Annotated in this window: 13 protein-coding genes, 1 pseudogene and 1 riboswitch; all 14 genes and pseudogenes read left to right on the top strand. The window is 65.7% G+C overall.

Annotated elements, in window-relative coordinates; all coding sequences use genetic code 11:
- Positions 1-143, top strand: a pseudogene (locus ACLP9N_RS02450) (type VII secretion protein EsxI); the annotation flags it as partial.
- A gap of 98 nt (positions 144-241) precedes the next feature.
- Positions 242-1,144 carry an ESX secretion-associated protein EspG gene (locus ACLP9N_RS02445; RefSeq protein ID WP_442405903.1) on the top strand — a complete coding sequence of 301 codons (903 nt, stop codon included), beginning with the start codon at positions 242-244 and terminating at the stop codon, positions 1,142-1,144.
- A gap of 243 nt (positions 1,145-1,387) precedes the next feature.
- A complete protein-coding gene (gene eccD / locus ACLP9N_RS02440) occupies positions 1,388-2,899 on the top strand; it encodes a type VII secretion integral membrane protein EccD (RefSeq protein ID WP_442405902.1) in 1,512 nt (503 codons plus the stop codon).
- Positions 2,877-4,727, top strand: coding sequence for a type VII secretion-associated serine protease mycosin (locus tag ACLP9N_RS02435; protein ID WP_442405901.1), 1,851 nt, complete (start codon positions 2,877-2,879; stop codon positions 4,725-4,727). The genes eccD and ACLP9N_RS02435 overlap by 23 nt, the downstream gene beginning before the upstream one ends.
- Positions 4,727-5,935 (top strand): type VII secretion protein EccE, encoded by a 1,209-nt coding sequence (gene eccE, locus ACLP9N_RS02430; protein WP_442405900.1) that lies wholly within the window; start codon positions 4,727-4,729, stop codon positions 5,933-5,935. The genes ACLP9N_RS02435 and eccE overlap by 1 nt, the downstream gene beginning before the upstream one ends.
- Positions 5,932-7,764: a type VII secretion AAA-ATPase EccA gene (gene eccA, locus ACLP9N_RS02425; protein WP_442405899.1), complete on the top strand. Its 1,833-nt coding sequence runs from the start codon at positions 5,932-5,934 to the stop codon at positions 7,762-7,764. The genes eccE and eccA overlap by 4 nt, the downstream gene beginning before the upstream one ends.
- Before the next feature lie 581 nt (positions 7,765-8,345).
- Positions 8,346-8,570 (top strand): PE family protein, encoded by a 225-nt coding sequence (locus ACLP9N_RS02420; protein WP_442405898.1) that lies wholly within the window; start codon positions 8,346-8,348, stop codon positions 8,568-8,570.
- A 2-nt stretch (positions 8,571-8,572) separates the two neighbouring features.
- Complete coding sequence (locus tag ACLP9N_RS02415) at positions 8,573-9,760, top strand: PPE family protein (protein ID WP_442405897.1); 1,188 nt, start codon at positions 8,573-8,575, stop codon at positions 9,758-9,760.
- Between the two features lie 162 nt (positions 9,761-9,922).
- Positions 9,923-10,098: riboswitch (M-box (ykoK) riboswitch) on the top strand.
- 280 nt (positions 10,099-10,378) lie between these two features.
- The gene (locus tag ACLP9N_RS02410) at positions 10,379-10,618 is read left to right on the top strand and encodes a PE domain-containing protein (RefSeq protein WP_442405896.1); all 240 of its coding nucleotides are present in this window, start codon (positions 10,379-10,381) and stop codon (positions 10,616-10,618) included.
- Positions 10,615-11,862, top strand: coding sequence for a PPE family protein (locus tag ACLP9N_RS02405; protein ID WP_442405895.1), 1,248 nt, complete (start codon positions 10,615-10,617; stop codon positions 11,860-11,862). Before ACLP9N_RS02410 ends, ACLP9N_RS02405 begins: the two co-directional genes overlap by 4 nt.
- A gap of 71 nt (positions 11,863-11,933) precedes the next feature.
- A complete protein-coding gene (locus ACLP9N_RS02400; protein ID WP_442405894.1) occupies positions 11,934-13,172 on the top strand; it encodes a PPE family protein in 1,239 nt (412 codons plus the stop codon).
- A gap of 215 nt (positions 13,173-13,387) precedes the next feature.
- A complete protein-coding gene (locus ACLP9N_RS02395) occupies positions 13,388-13,558 on the top strand; it encodes a hypothetical protein (RefSeq protein WP_442405893.1) in 171 nt (56 codons plus the stop codon).
- A gap of 688 nt (positions 13,559-14,246) precedes the next feature.
- Entirely contained in the window at positions 14,247-14,546 is a 300-nt protein-coding gene (locus ACLP9N_RS02390; RefSeq protein WP_424069464.1) for a PE family protein, read from the top strand.
- Between the two features lie 16 nt (positions 14,547-14,562).
- Entirely contained in the window at positions 14,563-15,870 is a 1,308-nt protein-coding gene (locus ACLP9N_RS02385; protein WP_442405892.1) for a PPE family protein, SVP subgroup, read from the top strand.
- The last annotated feature ends 51 nt before the right edge of the window (positions 15,871-15,921 follow it).

The following is a 15,921-nucleotide window of genomic DNA, read 5'->3' as shown; positions in this document are numbered from 1 at the left end:
TGGCTTGCCAGGAGTTCATCACCCAGTTGGGTCGCAACTTCCAGGTGATCTACGAGCAGGCCAACCAGCACGGCTCGAAGGTGCAGTCGGCCGGCAGCAACATGGCCAGCACTGACAGCGCCGTTGGCTCCAGCTGGGCCTAACAACCAACCCCAGGCGCGGCAGCATACCACAGGTGGGTGTGCTGCCGCGTCCTGCGGTGTAAGAACGCATCAACCACTGAGGGACTACTGAGGTACTAATGGATCAACAGAGCACCCGCACCGACATCACCGTGAACGTGGACGGTTTCTGGATGCTCCAGGCACTCCTGGACATTCGACACGTCGCGCCGGAGTTGCGGTGCCGACCATTCGTATCTACCGACAACAACGACTGGCTTAACGAACACCCCGGGATGGCGGTCATGCGCGAGCAGGGCATCGTCGTCGGGGACGAGGTACAAGAGCAGGTCGCCGCGCGGATGCGGGTGCTCGCCGCCCCCGACATCGAGGTCGTCGCCTTGCTATCGCGCGGCAAGCTGCTCTACGGCATTGTCGAAGACGAGAATCAGCCACCCGGTTCACGCGATATCCCCGATAACGAGTTCCGCGTGGTGTTGGCCCGTCGCGCCAACCACTGGGTGTCAGCGGTGCGGGTCGGCAACGACATCACCGTCGACGACGTCGCCATCGCGGACAGCGCCTCCATCGCCTCACTGGTGATGGACGGCCTGGAATCGATTCACCACGCAGAGGCCGCCGCGATCAACGCGGTGAACGTCCCCCTCGAGGAGATGCTGGAAGCGACAAAATCGTGGCAGGAATCGAGCTTTAACGTGTTCTCCGGTGGTGATCTGCGCCGGATGGGTATCAGCGCCGCCACCGTGGCCGCGCTGGGCCAGGCACTGTCAGACCCCGCGGCCGAGGTCGCGGTGTACGCGCGGCAATACCGCGACGACGCCAAGGGCCCCAGCGCCTCGGTGCTCTCGCTCAAAGACGGTTCCGGCGGCCGCATCGCGCTTTATCAACAGGCCCGGACGTCCGGGTCGGGGGAGGCGTGGCTGGCCATCTGCCCCGCGACCCCGCAACTTGTCCAGGTGGGCGTGAAGACGGTATTGGACACGCTGCCATACGGCGAGTGGAAGACGCACAGCCGGGTTTGACGCCAATCGCGAAATGCAAAGTTAACCAGCCTGATTGAACAAAGCCTGCGCTCGGGATGCGAACCGGTCATACTTCTCTAGAATCAGCAGCAACGTTACAAAGCAGTGTCAGCAACCACTATTTAAAACCGAGGCGAGGCAAATGAGTTCGGAAATGGTCGAGCTGCCCCTCCCGGCAGCAGAGCCCCCCGCGCGGCTGGTGCCCCGGGGTCACACATTCACCACGGCAGGGGGTGCAGCACGATGACCGCGATCGCTGAATCGCTACAAGCTGACGTTGAGGGTATCTCGGCGCCCAGGGCAGTAGTGGTTGGCATCATGGCCGGTGACGGTGTCCAGATCGGCGTTTTACTGGATGCCAACGCCCCGGTTTCGGTGATGACCGATCCGCTGCTCAAGGTGGTCAACAGTCGACTCAGGGAGCTCGGCGAGGCCCCGCTCGAGACCGCAGGGCGCGGCAGGTGGGCACTGTGCCTGGTCGACGGCACGCCCTTGCGCGCTACCCAATCGCTGACCGAGCAGGACGTCTACGACGGCGACCGGTTGTGGATCCGCTTCATCGTGGACAGCGAGCGTCGATCGCAGGTCATCGAGCACATCTCCACCGCGGTTGCGTCCGATCTCAGCAAGCGGTTCGCCTCGATCGACCCCGTCCTCGCGGTGCAGGTCGGCGCGTCAATGGTGGCGGCCGGGGTGGTGACCGGTTCGGCGCTGTTGGGCTGGTGGCGCTGGCACCACAACTCGTGGCTGACAACTATCTACGCGGCCGTCATCGCCGTGCTGGCGTTGGCAGTCGCGGTCCTGGTGCTGACGCGAGCCAACACGCGACAGGATCGACGCGCCGGCGACATCATGCTGCTGGGTGGGATCGCGCCGCTGACGGTGGCCGCCGCGGCGGCGCCGCCGGGCCCGGTCGGCTCGCCACAGGCCTTGTTGGGTTTCGCGGTGCTCACTGTCGCCGCGGCGATCGCCCTGAAGTTCACCGGTCGCCGACTGTCGACCTACACGGCGATCATCACCGTCGGCCTGGTGGCGACGATTGCGAGCCTGGCCCGGATGGTCGCGGCGACGAGCGCGGTAACGCTGCTCAGCTGCGTGGTACTGCTTTGCGTGCTGGCTTACCACTTCGCGCCGGCGTTGTCCCGTCGGCTGTCGGGCATCCGGCTGCCGGTGTTCCCGTCGGCCACCAGCCGGTGGGTCTTCGAGGCGCGACCTGATCTGCCGACCACGGTGGTGCGCTCCAGCGGTGGCCCGCCGGTCTTGGAAGGGCCGGCGTCGGTGCGCGACGTGCTGCTGCAGGCCGAGCGTGCCCGTTCGTACCTGTCGGGTCTGCTGCTGGGCCTTGGGGTGTTGATGGTTTTCTCGTTGACCGCCTTGTCCGACCCGCACACCGGGCAGCGCTGGCTGCCGCTCCTGCTGGCCGGCTTCAGCGCGGGCTTCCTGATGCTGCGCGGCCGTTCCTACGTCGACCGCTGGCAAGCGATCACCCTGGCCGGGACGTCGGTGCTCATCGTCGCGGCCGTGGTCGTGCGCTACGTGCTGGTGCTCGAGTCGCCCCTGTCGGTGTCGATCGGGGTAGGGATCATGGTTTTGCTGCCGGCGGCGGGCCTGACAGCCGCGGCGGTAGTGCCCAACACCATTTACAGCCCGTTGTTCCGCAAGTTCGTGGAATGGATTGAATACCTCTGCCTGATGCCGATCTTCCCGCTGGCATTCTGGTTGATGGATATCTATGCAGCGATTCGCTACAGGTAGCAGAGGGCGGTGGTACGGTCGCGCGTCGCGCGCGACCGTCGCCGCGCTCCTGCTTACCTCGGGGGTATTTGTTGGGTTGCCGCCGGCGTCTGCGATTTCGCCGCCGACGATTGATCCGGCGGCGGTACCGCCGGACGGTCCGCCCGGACCGCCGGCGCCGATGAAACAGAACTCCTACTGCACCGAGGTGGGGGTGCTGCCGGGCACTGACTTCCGGTTGCAGCCGAAGTACATGGAAATGCTGAATCTGCAGGAGGCATGGGCGTTCGGCCGGGGCGCCGGCCAGAAGGTCGCCGTCATCGACACCGGCGTGACGCCGCACCCCAGGTTCCCGCACCTGATCGCCGGCGGCGACTATGTGATGGGCGGTGACGGGTTGTCGGACTGCGACGCCCACGGCACCATCGTGGCGTCGATGATCGGCGCGGCACCGGCCAGCGGGGCAGCGGCACCGCCGGCTGCACCGCGCAAGCCCGTGACCATTCCGACCACCGAGCCTCCGCCGAAAGCACCACCGCCACAGACGGTGACGTTGTCACCGTTGCCTCAGACCGTGACCATGGTGCCCCCGCCGCCCCCGTCGGAAGCGCCTCCGCCGGGACCGTTCGGAGCGCCGCCACCACCGCCATCGCCGTCATCGCAAGCGCCGGGGCCTGGTCAGGCTCCGGCGGCCAACCACGGCGGCCCCGGCACGGTGACCATTCCTAACTGGGGTCCCGGCTACTCCGGCGGCGGACGGGTGATCGCCGTCGATAATCCGGCCGGCCCGCGTCCGCTGGATCCGACGCCCAAGCCACCACCGCCGCCGCCGCCCGCGACACCGGCGCCGGGGCCGGCTGACGCCTTCAGCGGCATCGCACCCGACGTCGACATCATCTCGATCCGCCAGTCCAGCAACGCTTTTGCGCTGAAGGACCCGTACACCGGCGACGAAGATCCGCAGACGTCGCAAAAGGTCGACTACATCCAGACGATGGCGCGGGCGATCGTGCACGCCGCCAACATGGGCGCGTCGGTGATCAACATCTCCGACGTCGAGTGCATGAGTGCCCGCAACATCATCGACCAGCGCGCGCTGGGTGCCGCGGTCCGTTATGCGGCGGTCGACAAGAACGCCGTCATCGTGGCCGCCGCCGGGGACAGCAGCAAGAGGGACTGCAAGCAGAACCCTGCCTATGATCCCTTGCAGCCCAACGACCCTCGTAACTGGAACGCGGTCACCACGGTGGTGACGCCGTCCTGGTTCAGCGATTATGTCCTGACGGTCGGCGCGGTGGATACCAATGGCCAGCCGCTGACCCAGGGCGGTGGCGGGCAGGGTTCGACGAGCATCGCCGGACCGTGGGTGTCGATCGCCGCCCCCGGCACCGACGTCATCGGACTCTCGCCCCGTGACGACGGCCTGATCAACGCGATCGACGGCCCGGACAATTCGTTGCTGGTTCCGGCCGGCACCAGCTTTTCGACCGCCATCGTTTCCGGGGTGGCCGCGCTGGTCCGCGCTAAGTTCCCCCAGTTGACGGCATACCAGGTTGTCAATCGTTTGGTCCGGACGGCCAGGCCGCCGGCTCGCGGTGTGGACAATCAGGTCGGCTATGGTGTCGTCGATCCCGTGGCGGCACTGACCTGGGATGTACCCGAAGGTCCGGCGAAACCACCGCAGCAGCTGTCGGCTCCGTTGAACCTGCCCAAGTCAGTTGCCCACCGCGATATGGTGCCGGTGTGGGTGGCCGTCGGAGGGTTCACCGCGGCACTACTGATAGGCGGCGCTGCGTTCGGTGTTGCGATGATGGTCGTGCGAACGCGTAAGCAGAAGGCGGAGCAGTAATGAAGGCTCAGCGCAGATTTGGCTTGGCTTTGCCCTGGCCGCGGGTCACCGCGGTGTTCTTGATCGACATCGTGATCTTGGTGTTGGCCAGTCATTGCCCGGAGTCATGGCAGGCCAATCATCATGTCGCGTGGTGGGTCGGCGTTGGCATCGCAGCGATAGTGACGCTGCTGGCGTTGGTCACCTATCACGGCCTCACGGTGGCATCGGGATGGGGCGCGTGGCTGTGGGACTGGTCTGCCGATCCGGGCTCGGCCCTGGCCGCGGGGTGTACGCCCGCGATCGATCACCAGCGCCGCTTCGGGCGTGACACGGTCGGGGTGCGCGAGCATCGAGGCCAGCTGGTCACGGTGATCGCGGTCGAGGACCGCGAGGACGACCCGTCGGGGCGGCATCGACATCGGTCCGCGGCGGAGGCGATGTTGCCGGTGTCCGCGGTTGCGCAAGGTCTGCGCCAGTTCGACATCCACCTCGACGGCATCGACATCGTCTCGGTGAAGGTCCGGCGTGGAGGCAACGCGGCCGAGTTGACGGCGCTGGAAGACTGGGGGCCCGAAGAGTGGGATATGGTGGGCGATCACCCCGCTTCCTACCAGCGCCACACCTGGCTGGTGTTGCGGATGAATCCGCAGCGCAATGTCGCCGCGGTGGCGGCCCGCGATTCGTTGGCCTCGACGTTGGTGGCGGCCACCGAGCGGCTCGCTCAGGACCTGGACGGGCCGACATGTGTGGCTCGGCCCTTGACCGCTGATGAGCTCGCGGAGGTCGACAGCGCCGTGCTTTCCGACCTGGAACCGACCTGGAGCCGCCCGGGCTGGCGTTACCTCAAGCATTTCAACGGGTTTGTGACCAGCTTCTGGCTTTCGCCGTCAGGCATCGACTCCGAGAGGCTGGATCAGCTGTGGCTTGCCGAGAGCCCCGACATCGGGTCCACGGTGGTCACGGTCCGCCTCGTCAGTCGCGCCGGCCGGCCGCACATGTCGGCGTGGGTGCGCTACCACAGCGACAGCCGGCTGCCCAGAGAGATCTCGGCCGGACTCAACCGGCTCACCGGTCGCCAGTTGGCCGCGGTGCGGGCCAGCATGCCCGCCCCGACGACTCGCCCCCTGCTTACCGTGCCCAGCCGGGAGTTGCATAACGAAGAGGACTTGGTGCTGTCGGTTAGTCAGGTGCAGGAGAACGCAACGAGCGTGCCTGCCGGGCAATGAGCCGCCCGCAATCAACCGCTGAAGACGCCCGCAACGCGATGGTCGCCGGTTTGTTGGCGTCCGGAATTTCGGTCAACGGACTCCAGCCCAGCCACAACCCTCAGGTGGCCGCGCAGATGTTCAACACGGCCACCACGCTTGATCCGGCGATGTGCGATGCCTGGCTGGCCAGGGTGCTGGCCGGTGACCAGAGCCTTGAGGTGCTCTCCGGCGCGTGGGCGGCGGTGCGGACGTTTGGCTGGGAGACTCGCCGCCTCGGGGTCACCGACCTGCAATTCCGCCCGGAAGTTTCCGACGGGTTGTTTCTGCGGCTGGCGGTCACCAGCGTCGAGTCGTTGACGTGCGCTTACGCCGCCGTGCTCGCCGAGGCGAAGCGCTACGAAGAAGCGGCCAAACTGCTCGACGGCGTCGAGCCGCGCCATCCTTTCGACAACGAGCTGGTTGCCTACGTGCGGGGCGTGCTGTACTTCCGCACCCAGCGTTGGCCCGAGGTGCTCGTCCAGTTTCCCGAGGGAACGCAGTGGCGCAACCCCGAGCTGAAGGCGTCGGGTGCGGCGATGGCGACCACGGCGCTGGCATCGCTGGGGGTGTTCGAAGAGGCTTACCGGCGCGGCCAGGAAGCCGTCGAGGGGGACCGGGTGCCGGGCGCGGCCAACATCGCTCTGTACACCCAGGGCATGTGCTTGCGACATGTGGGCCGCGAAGAGGAAGCCGTCGAGCTGCTGCGCCGGGTGTACTCACGAGACCCGAAGTTCACCCCGGCCCGTGAGGCATTGGACAACCCCAACTATCGGCTGGTACTGACCGATCCGGAAACGATCGAGGCCCGCACGGATCCGTGGGATCCGGACAGCGCACCGACCCGCGCACAAACCGAGGCCGCGCGCCACGCGGTGGCGGCCGCGAAGTATCTGGCCGACGGGGACGCCGAGCTCAACGCGATGCTGGGCATGGAGCGTGCCAAGAAGGAAATCAGGCTCATCAAATCGACGACCAAGGTGAACCTGGCACGCCAAAAGATGGGGCTCCCGGTACCGGTGACGTCGCGCCACACCTTGCTGCTCGGGCCGCCCGGTACGGGCAAGACATCGGTGGCGCGCGCCTTCAGCAAGCAGCTGTGCGGGTTGACCGTACTGCGCAAACCGGTGGTGGTGGAGACCAGCCGCACCAAGCTGTTGGGCCGGTACATGGCCGACGCCGAGAAGAACACCGAGGAAATGCTCGAGGGGGCATTGGGCGGGGCCGTCTTCTTCGACGAGATGCACACCTTGCACGAGAGGGGCTACCACCAGGGCGACCCTTACGGCAACGCGATCATCAACACGCTGCTGCTGTACATGGAAAACCACCGCGACGAGCTGGTCGTGTTCGGTGCGGGTTATGCCAAGGCCATGGACAAGATGCTCGAGGTGAATCAGGGTCTGCGGCGACGCTTTTCGACGGTAATCGAATTCTTCAGCTACACCCCGGATGAATTGCTCGCGCTGACGAAATTGATGGCTCGGGAAAACGAGGACGTCATCACCGACGAAGAAGTCCAGACGTTGTTGCCGTCGTACACCAAGTTTTACACCGACGAGAGCTACTCAGAAGACGGGGATCTGATTCGCGGCATCGATACGCTCGGCAACGCCGGCTTCGTGCGCAATGTGGTGGAAAAGGCCCGCGATCACCGGAGTTTCCGCCTGGACGACGAAGACCTGGACGCGGTGCTGGCCAGCGATCTCACCGAGTTCAGCGAGGCCCAACTGCGCCGGTTCAAGGAGTTGACCGGCGAAGACCTGGCCGGAGGCCTCAGCGCGGCGGTGGCCGAGAAGAAGTCGACGTAGGTGCGGGGAGAGCGCTACGGCGCTCGTTGAATGCACTCTCGTCCGTAGCACGCCCACCCGCCGCGGGATAGCCGGGCCTCATCAGCTAACCCTCGCGCCGGCAGCGGTAGTCTTCGGGCAACTCTGGAAGGCTGAAGCTCGCCGCGGTCCGCAGGGACGGGCGGTCGATGCGAGTCGCGAACAGCTCGACACGACTTAGGAGTTGAGCGCAAGTCGCCGCCGCCGCACCTCCATCCGGATACGCTGTGTGATTGCCGCAGCGCTGACGAGCGGGATGCCGCCCCTGGCAAATTCGCTGGGGCACCTCATCCCAATATGCGCAACGACGCGGACACTCCGGTGTGGCCGAGACGGTGGCGGGAGGTGAGGTGGGCTGGTCCAACTGACAGTGGCTGTACGAAATTGATGACCGTTTCTTTCCGATCCGGTCATGGCGCTTTCTGCCGTCTGAATCGGCTGGCGCCGAGTACCTGACAGCACGCTGCGCAGCTAGGGCGCACGCGCTATTGGCAGCACCCCGACACCACCGCAGCGGCCGAGGCCCGTAGCCGGGTCGGACTATTCCTTCAAGGAGGAGTCCGATGTCTTTCGTTATGACACAACCTGATTCGCTGGCGGCGGCGGCCGACGAAGTGTCCGCGTCGATCGCGGCGCAGTTCGCGATGCACCCGCAAATGTCTCAGCAAATGAGCGCCCAAGCCGCGGCTATTCACGAGGTGTTCACCACCACTCTGGCATTCAGTGCCGATACACGCGCGGCCACCGAAGCCGCCAAAGCGATCGCGGCCGGTTCAGGGGGGTGCTGACAATGGATTTCGGAGCATTACCGCCGGAAATCAATTCCGCGCGTATGTATTCCGGGCCGGGCTCGGCACCAATGCTGGGTGTCGCGGCGGCCTGGGACGGGTTGGCCGCGGAGCTGCATTCGACGGCGTCGTCGTACCAATTGGTGATCTCGGGGCTTACCAGCGAAGGCTGGCTGGGGCCGGCGTCGGCATCGATGGCGGCGGCGGTCGCCCCTTACGTGACGTGGATGAGCATCACCGGCGCACAGGCTGAGCAGACTGCCAGTGACGCGGCCGCGGCGGCGAACGCATTTGAGGCCGCGTTCGCCATGACGGTGCCCCCAGCCGAGGTCGCGGCCAACCGTGCCCAGCTGTCGGCGCTGATTGCCACCAACTTCTTGGGCCAAAACACGCCCGCGATCGCGGCCACTGAGGCGCAATACGGCGAAATGTGGGCACAGGATGCCGCGGCGATGTACGGCTATGCCAGCAGCTCAGCTGACGCATCGACGTTGAAACCGTTCACGCAACCGGCCCAGACCACCAACCCTTCCGGGCTGGCCGGCCAGGCCGCAGCGGTCGCCCAAGTCACCGGCACGGCGGTGGGCAGCAGCACGCAGAGCACGCTCTCGCAGCTGATGTCCGCGGTCCCGACTGCTCTGCAATCACTCGCGTCGCCACTGGCGTCGGGGAACCCGATTTGGAACTTCTTGAACTCCAACTTTTTCAACGGATTCTTCTCCGGCGGGTATATCAATCCGGGGATCCTTACTCCGGCGGTCACTGCCGCGATGTCCGACATCAACTCATTGCAGACTCCGGGATTGGCGGCGCCCCCCGGCGGCGGCTTCAGCATCCCCGCGTTTGCGAGCATGGAGACGCCCGCGTTTTCCAGGCTGGTGTCGGCGCACATGGCCGCGGGTTTACCGGGCCTCGGCGGCGTGTCGGCCGCGACGGGACGGGGTGCGTTCATCGGGAAGCTGTCCGTCCCGCAGACCTGGACGGCGGCAACCGAAGTGACAAACCACGCGGGTACCACGCTCCCGGGCGGTGGCTGGACCGGCACCGCCGTCGGCGGCCCGGATGCCGCGGCGGGCATGCCGGGTGTGCCGGGCATACCCGCCGGCGGCAGGTTCGGGTACAACTTCGGCAATGGTCCTCGATATGGCTTCCGGCCGACGATAATGGCGCATCCACCCGCCGCCGGATAACGGGAAAGGACGGATGCTCAGCGGCCCGGAGCCGGCTCCAACTCGGACTTGAAATCACCGTGGTTGGGCACCGAACGGTTTACGCCTGTTGGCGGACTGTTGTTGCAACCTTCTGGCAAGTCGCTTGACGCGCTCCCGCTCCGAGTGCCACCATGGCTTTCGTATGCACCTCGCTAGGTGAGGCGTCTGCATGGATATAGGCCACTGACCTCGAACGTCGAAAGACGCCCAGGGTCAGGACAGCTCCTCCCGGATTAAGGGTTGAGCCCAAGTGGCTTCCGGCTTTATTCGGCCGGATACGCCGTGTGGTGTCGAAGCTCTGTCGAGAGGGGTGCCGGCATCGGTTTTCGCCGAGCCCTCATCCTGTGTGCGAAGTGTTGGCATCCCCGTATGCCCTGGCCGCGAGGAGGTGAGAGCGAAATGAGTCCCGACGATAGTCCGTATCCCAGATCGATGACCATTTCGTTGCGACCCGACCCCGGCACCGTTTCCATGGTCTGAATCGGCTTCTCCGGCAGACGTCTCCGCTTTGCGGCTCTGTGCGAGTGGAGTGGGCCGATGCAGGCATGGAAGTAGCCACGACACCCGGGTTCGGTCTTTCCGGTGAGGAGAAGCCCGATGTCGTTTGTAATTACGCGTCTGGAAGTGCCGGCTACGGCCGCCAGTCACTTGAATGGTGTGGGATCGATGACGGCTGCGCAGAATGCGGCTGCGGCAACTGCCGCGACAGGGCTGCTTCCAGTCGCCGCTGATGAGTTATCAGCTTTGACCGCAACATGTTTCGATGCCCAAGCCGATGCGGTCTACGAGACCGAAGCCATTAATACCGTCGCAGCAAGGCAAGGGGGCGAACGATGACCGCTGCACTGGATTTCGCCACGCTTCCGCCCGAGGTCAACTCGGCTCGGATGTATTCGGGGGAGGGCTCGGGCCCGATGTTGGCCGCGGCGTCGGCCTGGAATGCGCTGGCTGCCGAATTGCGTTCCACCGCACTGTCTTACGGCAAGGTGCTAACGGCGCTGACCGGCGAGGAATGGCACGGCCCGGCATCGGCGGCGATGGCGGCGGCGGCAATGCCGTATGTGGCGTGGATGAGCACCACCGCCGCGCAGGCCGAGCAGACCGCGACGCAGGCCACAGCCGCGGCGGCCGCCTACGAGGCTGCGTTTGCCGCCACGGTGGCCCCGGCTGTCGTCGCGGCCAATCGTGCGCAGTTGTCGTCGCTGGTCGCGACGAACGTCATGGGTCAAAACACCGCCGCGATCGCTGCCAACGAGGCCCAGTACGCCGAGATGTGGGCTCAGGACGCGGCGGCGATGTACGGCTATGCCGGCTCCTCGGCGGCCGCCAGCCAGCTGACTTCGTTTACCCAGCCCGAGCAAGTCGCCAACGCCACCGGCCCGACGGCCCAGGCCGCAGCCGTCACCGAGGCTGCCGCCACCTCGGCCGGCACCGGGCAGAGCACGTTGTCACAGCTGCTCTCGGCGGTGCCCAACGCGCTGCAAAGCCTGGCTTCCCCGGCCTCGTCGGGGTCCGGACTGAGCGGCATCCTCAGCGGATTCAACATCTTCGCATCAGGATCGGGCTCATCGAGCTCCGGTCTTTCCGGCCTGCTCAATTTGGTGTCCGGTTCGAACGGTTCGGCCTTCGGCGAGTTTTTCAATGCCACGATCTGGAACACCATCTTCTCGTCGGGGTTTTACATGCCGAGCAACTTCATGGGCACCGCGGCCGACTTCATGGGCCTGTCCGGGGGACAAGCCGCCCAACAGGCCATCGGAGATATCGCCCAGGGCCCACTCGGCACTGCGCTTGCCGGGCCACTGGGAGCCATGTCAAGTTTCGGCAACTCCATCGATATGGGGTTAGGTCGTGCGGCCCTGGTCGGTCCGCTGTCGGTACCGCCGAGCTGGACGGCGGCCGCACCGCACGGCCCGCTGTCCTCCACGCTGGGAGCAACGCCAATGGTGGCCCCTCCCGCCGTGGCGGCCGGCATGCCGGGAGTGCCGCTGGGCGGCTTTGGGGCACAAGGCTTGGGGCGCAACGTCCCTCAGTACGGCTTCCGCCCCACCTTCGTGGCACGCCCACCCGCGGCGGGATAGCCGACCGGAGGCACGCACCTCACTAAGTCCGACCCACTGAGACCGCTGAGCTCACGGGAGGAGGCTAAACGATGACAGCACCACTGGACTTCGCAATGCTTCCCCCCGAAGTCAACTCGGCTCGGATGTATTCCGGGGCGGGCTCGGGCCCTATGCTGGCCGCCGCATCAGCCTGGCATGGGCTCGCCGCCGAATTGCGTTTGACGGCAACGGGTTACAGCTCAGTGCTTTCGGAGTTGACCGGCCAAGCATGGCATGGTCCGTCGTCGGCGATGATGACGGCTGCGGTCGCCCCCTACGTGGCGTGGCTGAGCACCACTGCGACGCAGGCTGAGGAGACCGCGGCACAGGCCGAGGCGGCTGTGGCGGCCTACGAGGCCGCGTTCGCGGCCACGGTGCCGCCGCCAGTGATCGCGGCGAACCGTGCCCAACTGATGGTCCTTATCGCGACCAACTTCTTTGGTCAAAACACCCCTGCGATCGCAGCCACCGAAGCCCAATACACGGAAATGTGGGCGCAGGACGCCGCCGCGATGTACGGCTATGCCGGCTCCTCGGCGGTCGCCAGCCAGCTGACTTCGTTTACCCAGCCCGAGCAAGTCGCCAATGCCACCGGGCCGACGACCCAGGCCGCGGCCGTCACGCAGGCTGCCGCCACCCAGGCCGGCACCGGGCAGAGCATGTTGTCACAGCTGCTGTCGTCGCTGCCCGGCGCCCTGCAAAGCCTGGCTTCCCCGGCTTCGTCGGGCTCCGGACTGAGCGGCATCCTCGACGGATTCAACATCTTCGCGCCGGGTTCGGGATCATCGACCACCGGCCTGTCCGGGCTGCTCAACGTGATCTCCGGGGCAAATGGCTCCGCTTTCGGCGACCTTTTGAATTCCCAAGTCTTGAACAGCGTCTTTGCCTCGGGCTTCTACATGCCGGCCCGGTACCTGGGCACCACGTCTGATTTCATGGGCCTGGCTGGAAAAGGCGCGGACGCAGCCGCAGACGTGCCCGGCCCAACCGCCGACGCACTGGAAAGCCCGCTGGGCAGCGTCGGGGCGCTGGGTGACTCCGCGGGCTTGGGCCGAGCAGGCCTCGCCGGGCCGCTATCGGTACCACCGAGCTGGGCCACCCCGGCGCCGCTGCACAGCCCGCTGTCCTCGACGTTGGGGTCCGCACCGCTGGAGGCCCCTTCGCCGGCGGTCGCGGCAAGCACGCCGCCGGTGCCGCTGGCCAATATGGCCGCACGGGGTGAGGGTCGCGCTGTGCCTCAATACGGCTTTCGCCCCAGCTTTGTAGCGCGCCCACCCGCGGCCGGATAACAGGGTTCCGCCGAGGGCGACCTCACACCCGCCGTGCTAGCGGTGTGAGCTTGTGGCAACCTCGGAAATACGTGGCATGACGCCCTTCTATGGATTTGTCAGCGCGCTGAGCTGCGAAAATAGTAAATCCAGGGCTCCCAGGAAACCTGCAGCAGCAAATCAGCCTGGTGCCAGCTGCGTATGGGTATTCTTAATGAAATTTAGGGGAGTACTAGATGACCGCTAGCTATCCAGTCGGTGACGCCTGCGCTGATGTCGTTGCCTACGGCGCGACGCTCCGCGCTCGGACCGCGTCTTGGGAAACCGTGCACGAGGCCGTCTCCCGGGCACACAAGCCGTCCAACGCGGCCGGCGCAGATTGCGCCGTCGGCTCGAGCTGGAGCTGACACCGACCGATGGCATCCTGTCCCAGCGTCTTCACCGGCCTGCTGCCGACCGCCGGTGTAGACGCGCCAGCCATCGAACGTTCCGGCCACCTGCGATCACACCGCGGGAGCGGTGTCCCGCGCCGATTATCTCGGGCCAATTTGCGTGAAGCAGCCGCAAATCCGCTACGGCCCTGGGCCGTTGCGGCGTTACGGCATGTTTCGAATTCCAACCGTTTGCACCTAGGACAATAGGGGGTTCTCAGAGTTCGCGATCGACATGGGTAATAAATAGCTTCGAACCACAGTTAACGCATCTGTGATAATACTGATGTGCGGGATAGTTTTGCGCTAGAACGCAAGCATGAGGAACCATTATAGGTTCATTTTCTGCTGGTTGCTGTCTATGGCCGTGAAATGGATGTTCAGCGGTTGTGCTGTTAGCTGTAACCAATCTCCACACCGGAGGGGCACGACATTTATTTTTTACATTATGTTACCCGGCGGGAACGTATCCAAACGCGTTTTTTTCACGATGATCGCTATATTTAGCACGGCACCTGGACCGGGGGTCTTCACCAAATTTTCAAACGGGGGAGAACGCAGATCTGTTGACGAAACACACGGGATCAATGGTGGATCCGACGTACGGATCGCCCGAGACGCCGGCCACCGAGGTTCCTAACTGCAAGTTCAAAGGAGGAGATCTATGTCTTTTGTGACCGCACAACCGGAGGCGCTGGCGGCAGCGGCCAGCAGCCTGGCCGGCATCGGTTCGGCGATGAGTTCCGGAAACGCCGCCGCGGCCGCCCCGACGACCGGAGTGGTTCCCGCCGCGGCCGACGAGGTGTCGGCGCTGACCGCCGCGCAGTTCGCCGCCCACGCGCAGATGTATCAGGCGATGGCCGCGCAGGCCGCCGCTATTCACGAGCAGTTTGTGGCCACGCTGGGCGCGAGCTCAGGTTCTTATGCGGCCACCGAGGCGGCCAACGCGGCTGCGGCTACCTAAGGGAGGAAGGTAGTAGATGTTGGATTTCGGGGCGCTACCGCCGGAAATCAACTCCGGCCGAATGTATGTCGGTGCCGGGTCGGGGCCGATGTTGGCCGCCGCGGCGGCCTGGGATTCGTTGGCTGCGGAGTTGCAGTCCGCAGCGTCGTCGTACGGGTCGACGGTCGAGGGTCTGGTCGTCGGGCAGTGGACAGGTCCGTCCTCTATAGCGATGGCGGCGGCGGCCGCGCCCTTTGTGACGTGGGTCAGCACTGCGGCCACGCAGGCCGAGGAGGCCGCCGCGCAGGCCAAGCTGGCCGCCGGCGCCTACGAAACCGCCTTCGCGGCCACGGTGCCCCCGCCGATCATCGCGGCCAATCGCGCACTGTTGGCGGCGTTGGTCGCCACCAACATCTTGGGCCAGAACACCCCCGCCATCGCGGCCACCGAGGCCCACTACACGGAGATGTGGGCGCAGGACGCTGCCGCGATGTACGCCTATGCCGGCTCATCGTCGACCGCGTCGCAGCTGACGCCGTTCACCGAGCCGCCCCAGACCACCAACGCCTCCGCGACGGCCGCTCAATCGGCAGCGGTCAGCCAGGTCACCAGCGCCTCGGCTGCCTCCAACATCGTCACGGAGCTGACCCAGTTCATCGACTCGATACCAACGTGGCCGCACACCCTGGCAACAACCATCACGTCGTTGCCGACGACAGGGGAGACGTCGTTTTTGAAGGGACTCTACATACCAAATTTAATCAAACTGCCAGCATTGCCGGCCGGACTCCAGACCGACCTGAACAACTGGAACACCATCATGTCCACGATTGCCTCCGGGTCGTACTCCCTGCAGGGGCTGGCTTCCATACCCGGTGGCCCGTTCCTGTCGTTCGGGCAGACATACGCCTGGGCCCAAAACGGTCAGGCTTTCCAGGCCTTTGGCGCTCCCGCAAAAGCCATCTCCGGGGCGTTGGCGCCGCTGGCAAGCGAGCCGGCGGCACATCTGAGCTCCGCGGTAGGTGGGGGGCCCGTATCGGGGTCTATGGGCCGCGCGGCGCTGGTGGGAAGTATGTCGGTGCCACAGGGCTGGACCGAAGCCGTGCCGGGGATCAAGACACTGGCCTCGGTGCTGCCGACCAACTTGGCAGCCGATCCGGAGGCCTCACTCGCCGGCGAGGGCGGCGTGTTCAGCCAGATGGGCCTGTCGAGCCTGGCAGGACGCGCCCTGGGCGCTTCGGCGACCTACTCCGGAAGCGGCGCTGCGGCGAGCTCACTCGGAGGCGTCATCGAGGCCGACCCCGCCGCGGCCACGATCATCGTGATACCGGCCCTCGAGGACTAACTGCGATGACCGCGATGACCGCGATGACTGTCGTGACGACCGACAGCAGCC

The organism is Mycobacterium sp., from assembly GCF_052144515.1.
GTDB lineage: Bacteria > Actinomycetota > Actinomycetes > Mycobacteriales > Mycobacteriaceae > Mycobacterium.
Note: the sequence above shows the minus strand (reverse complement) of the source record. Positions and strands in the feature narration are given on the sequence as shown.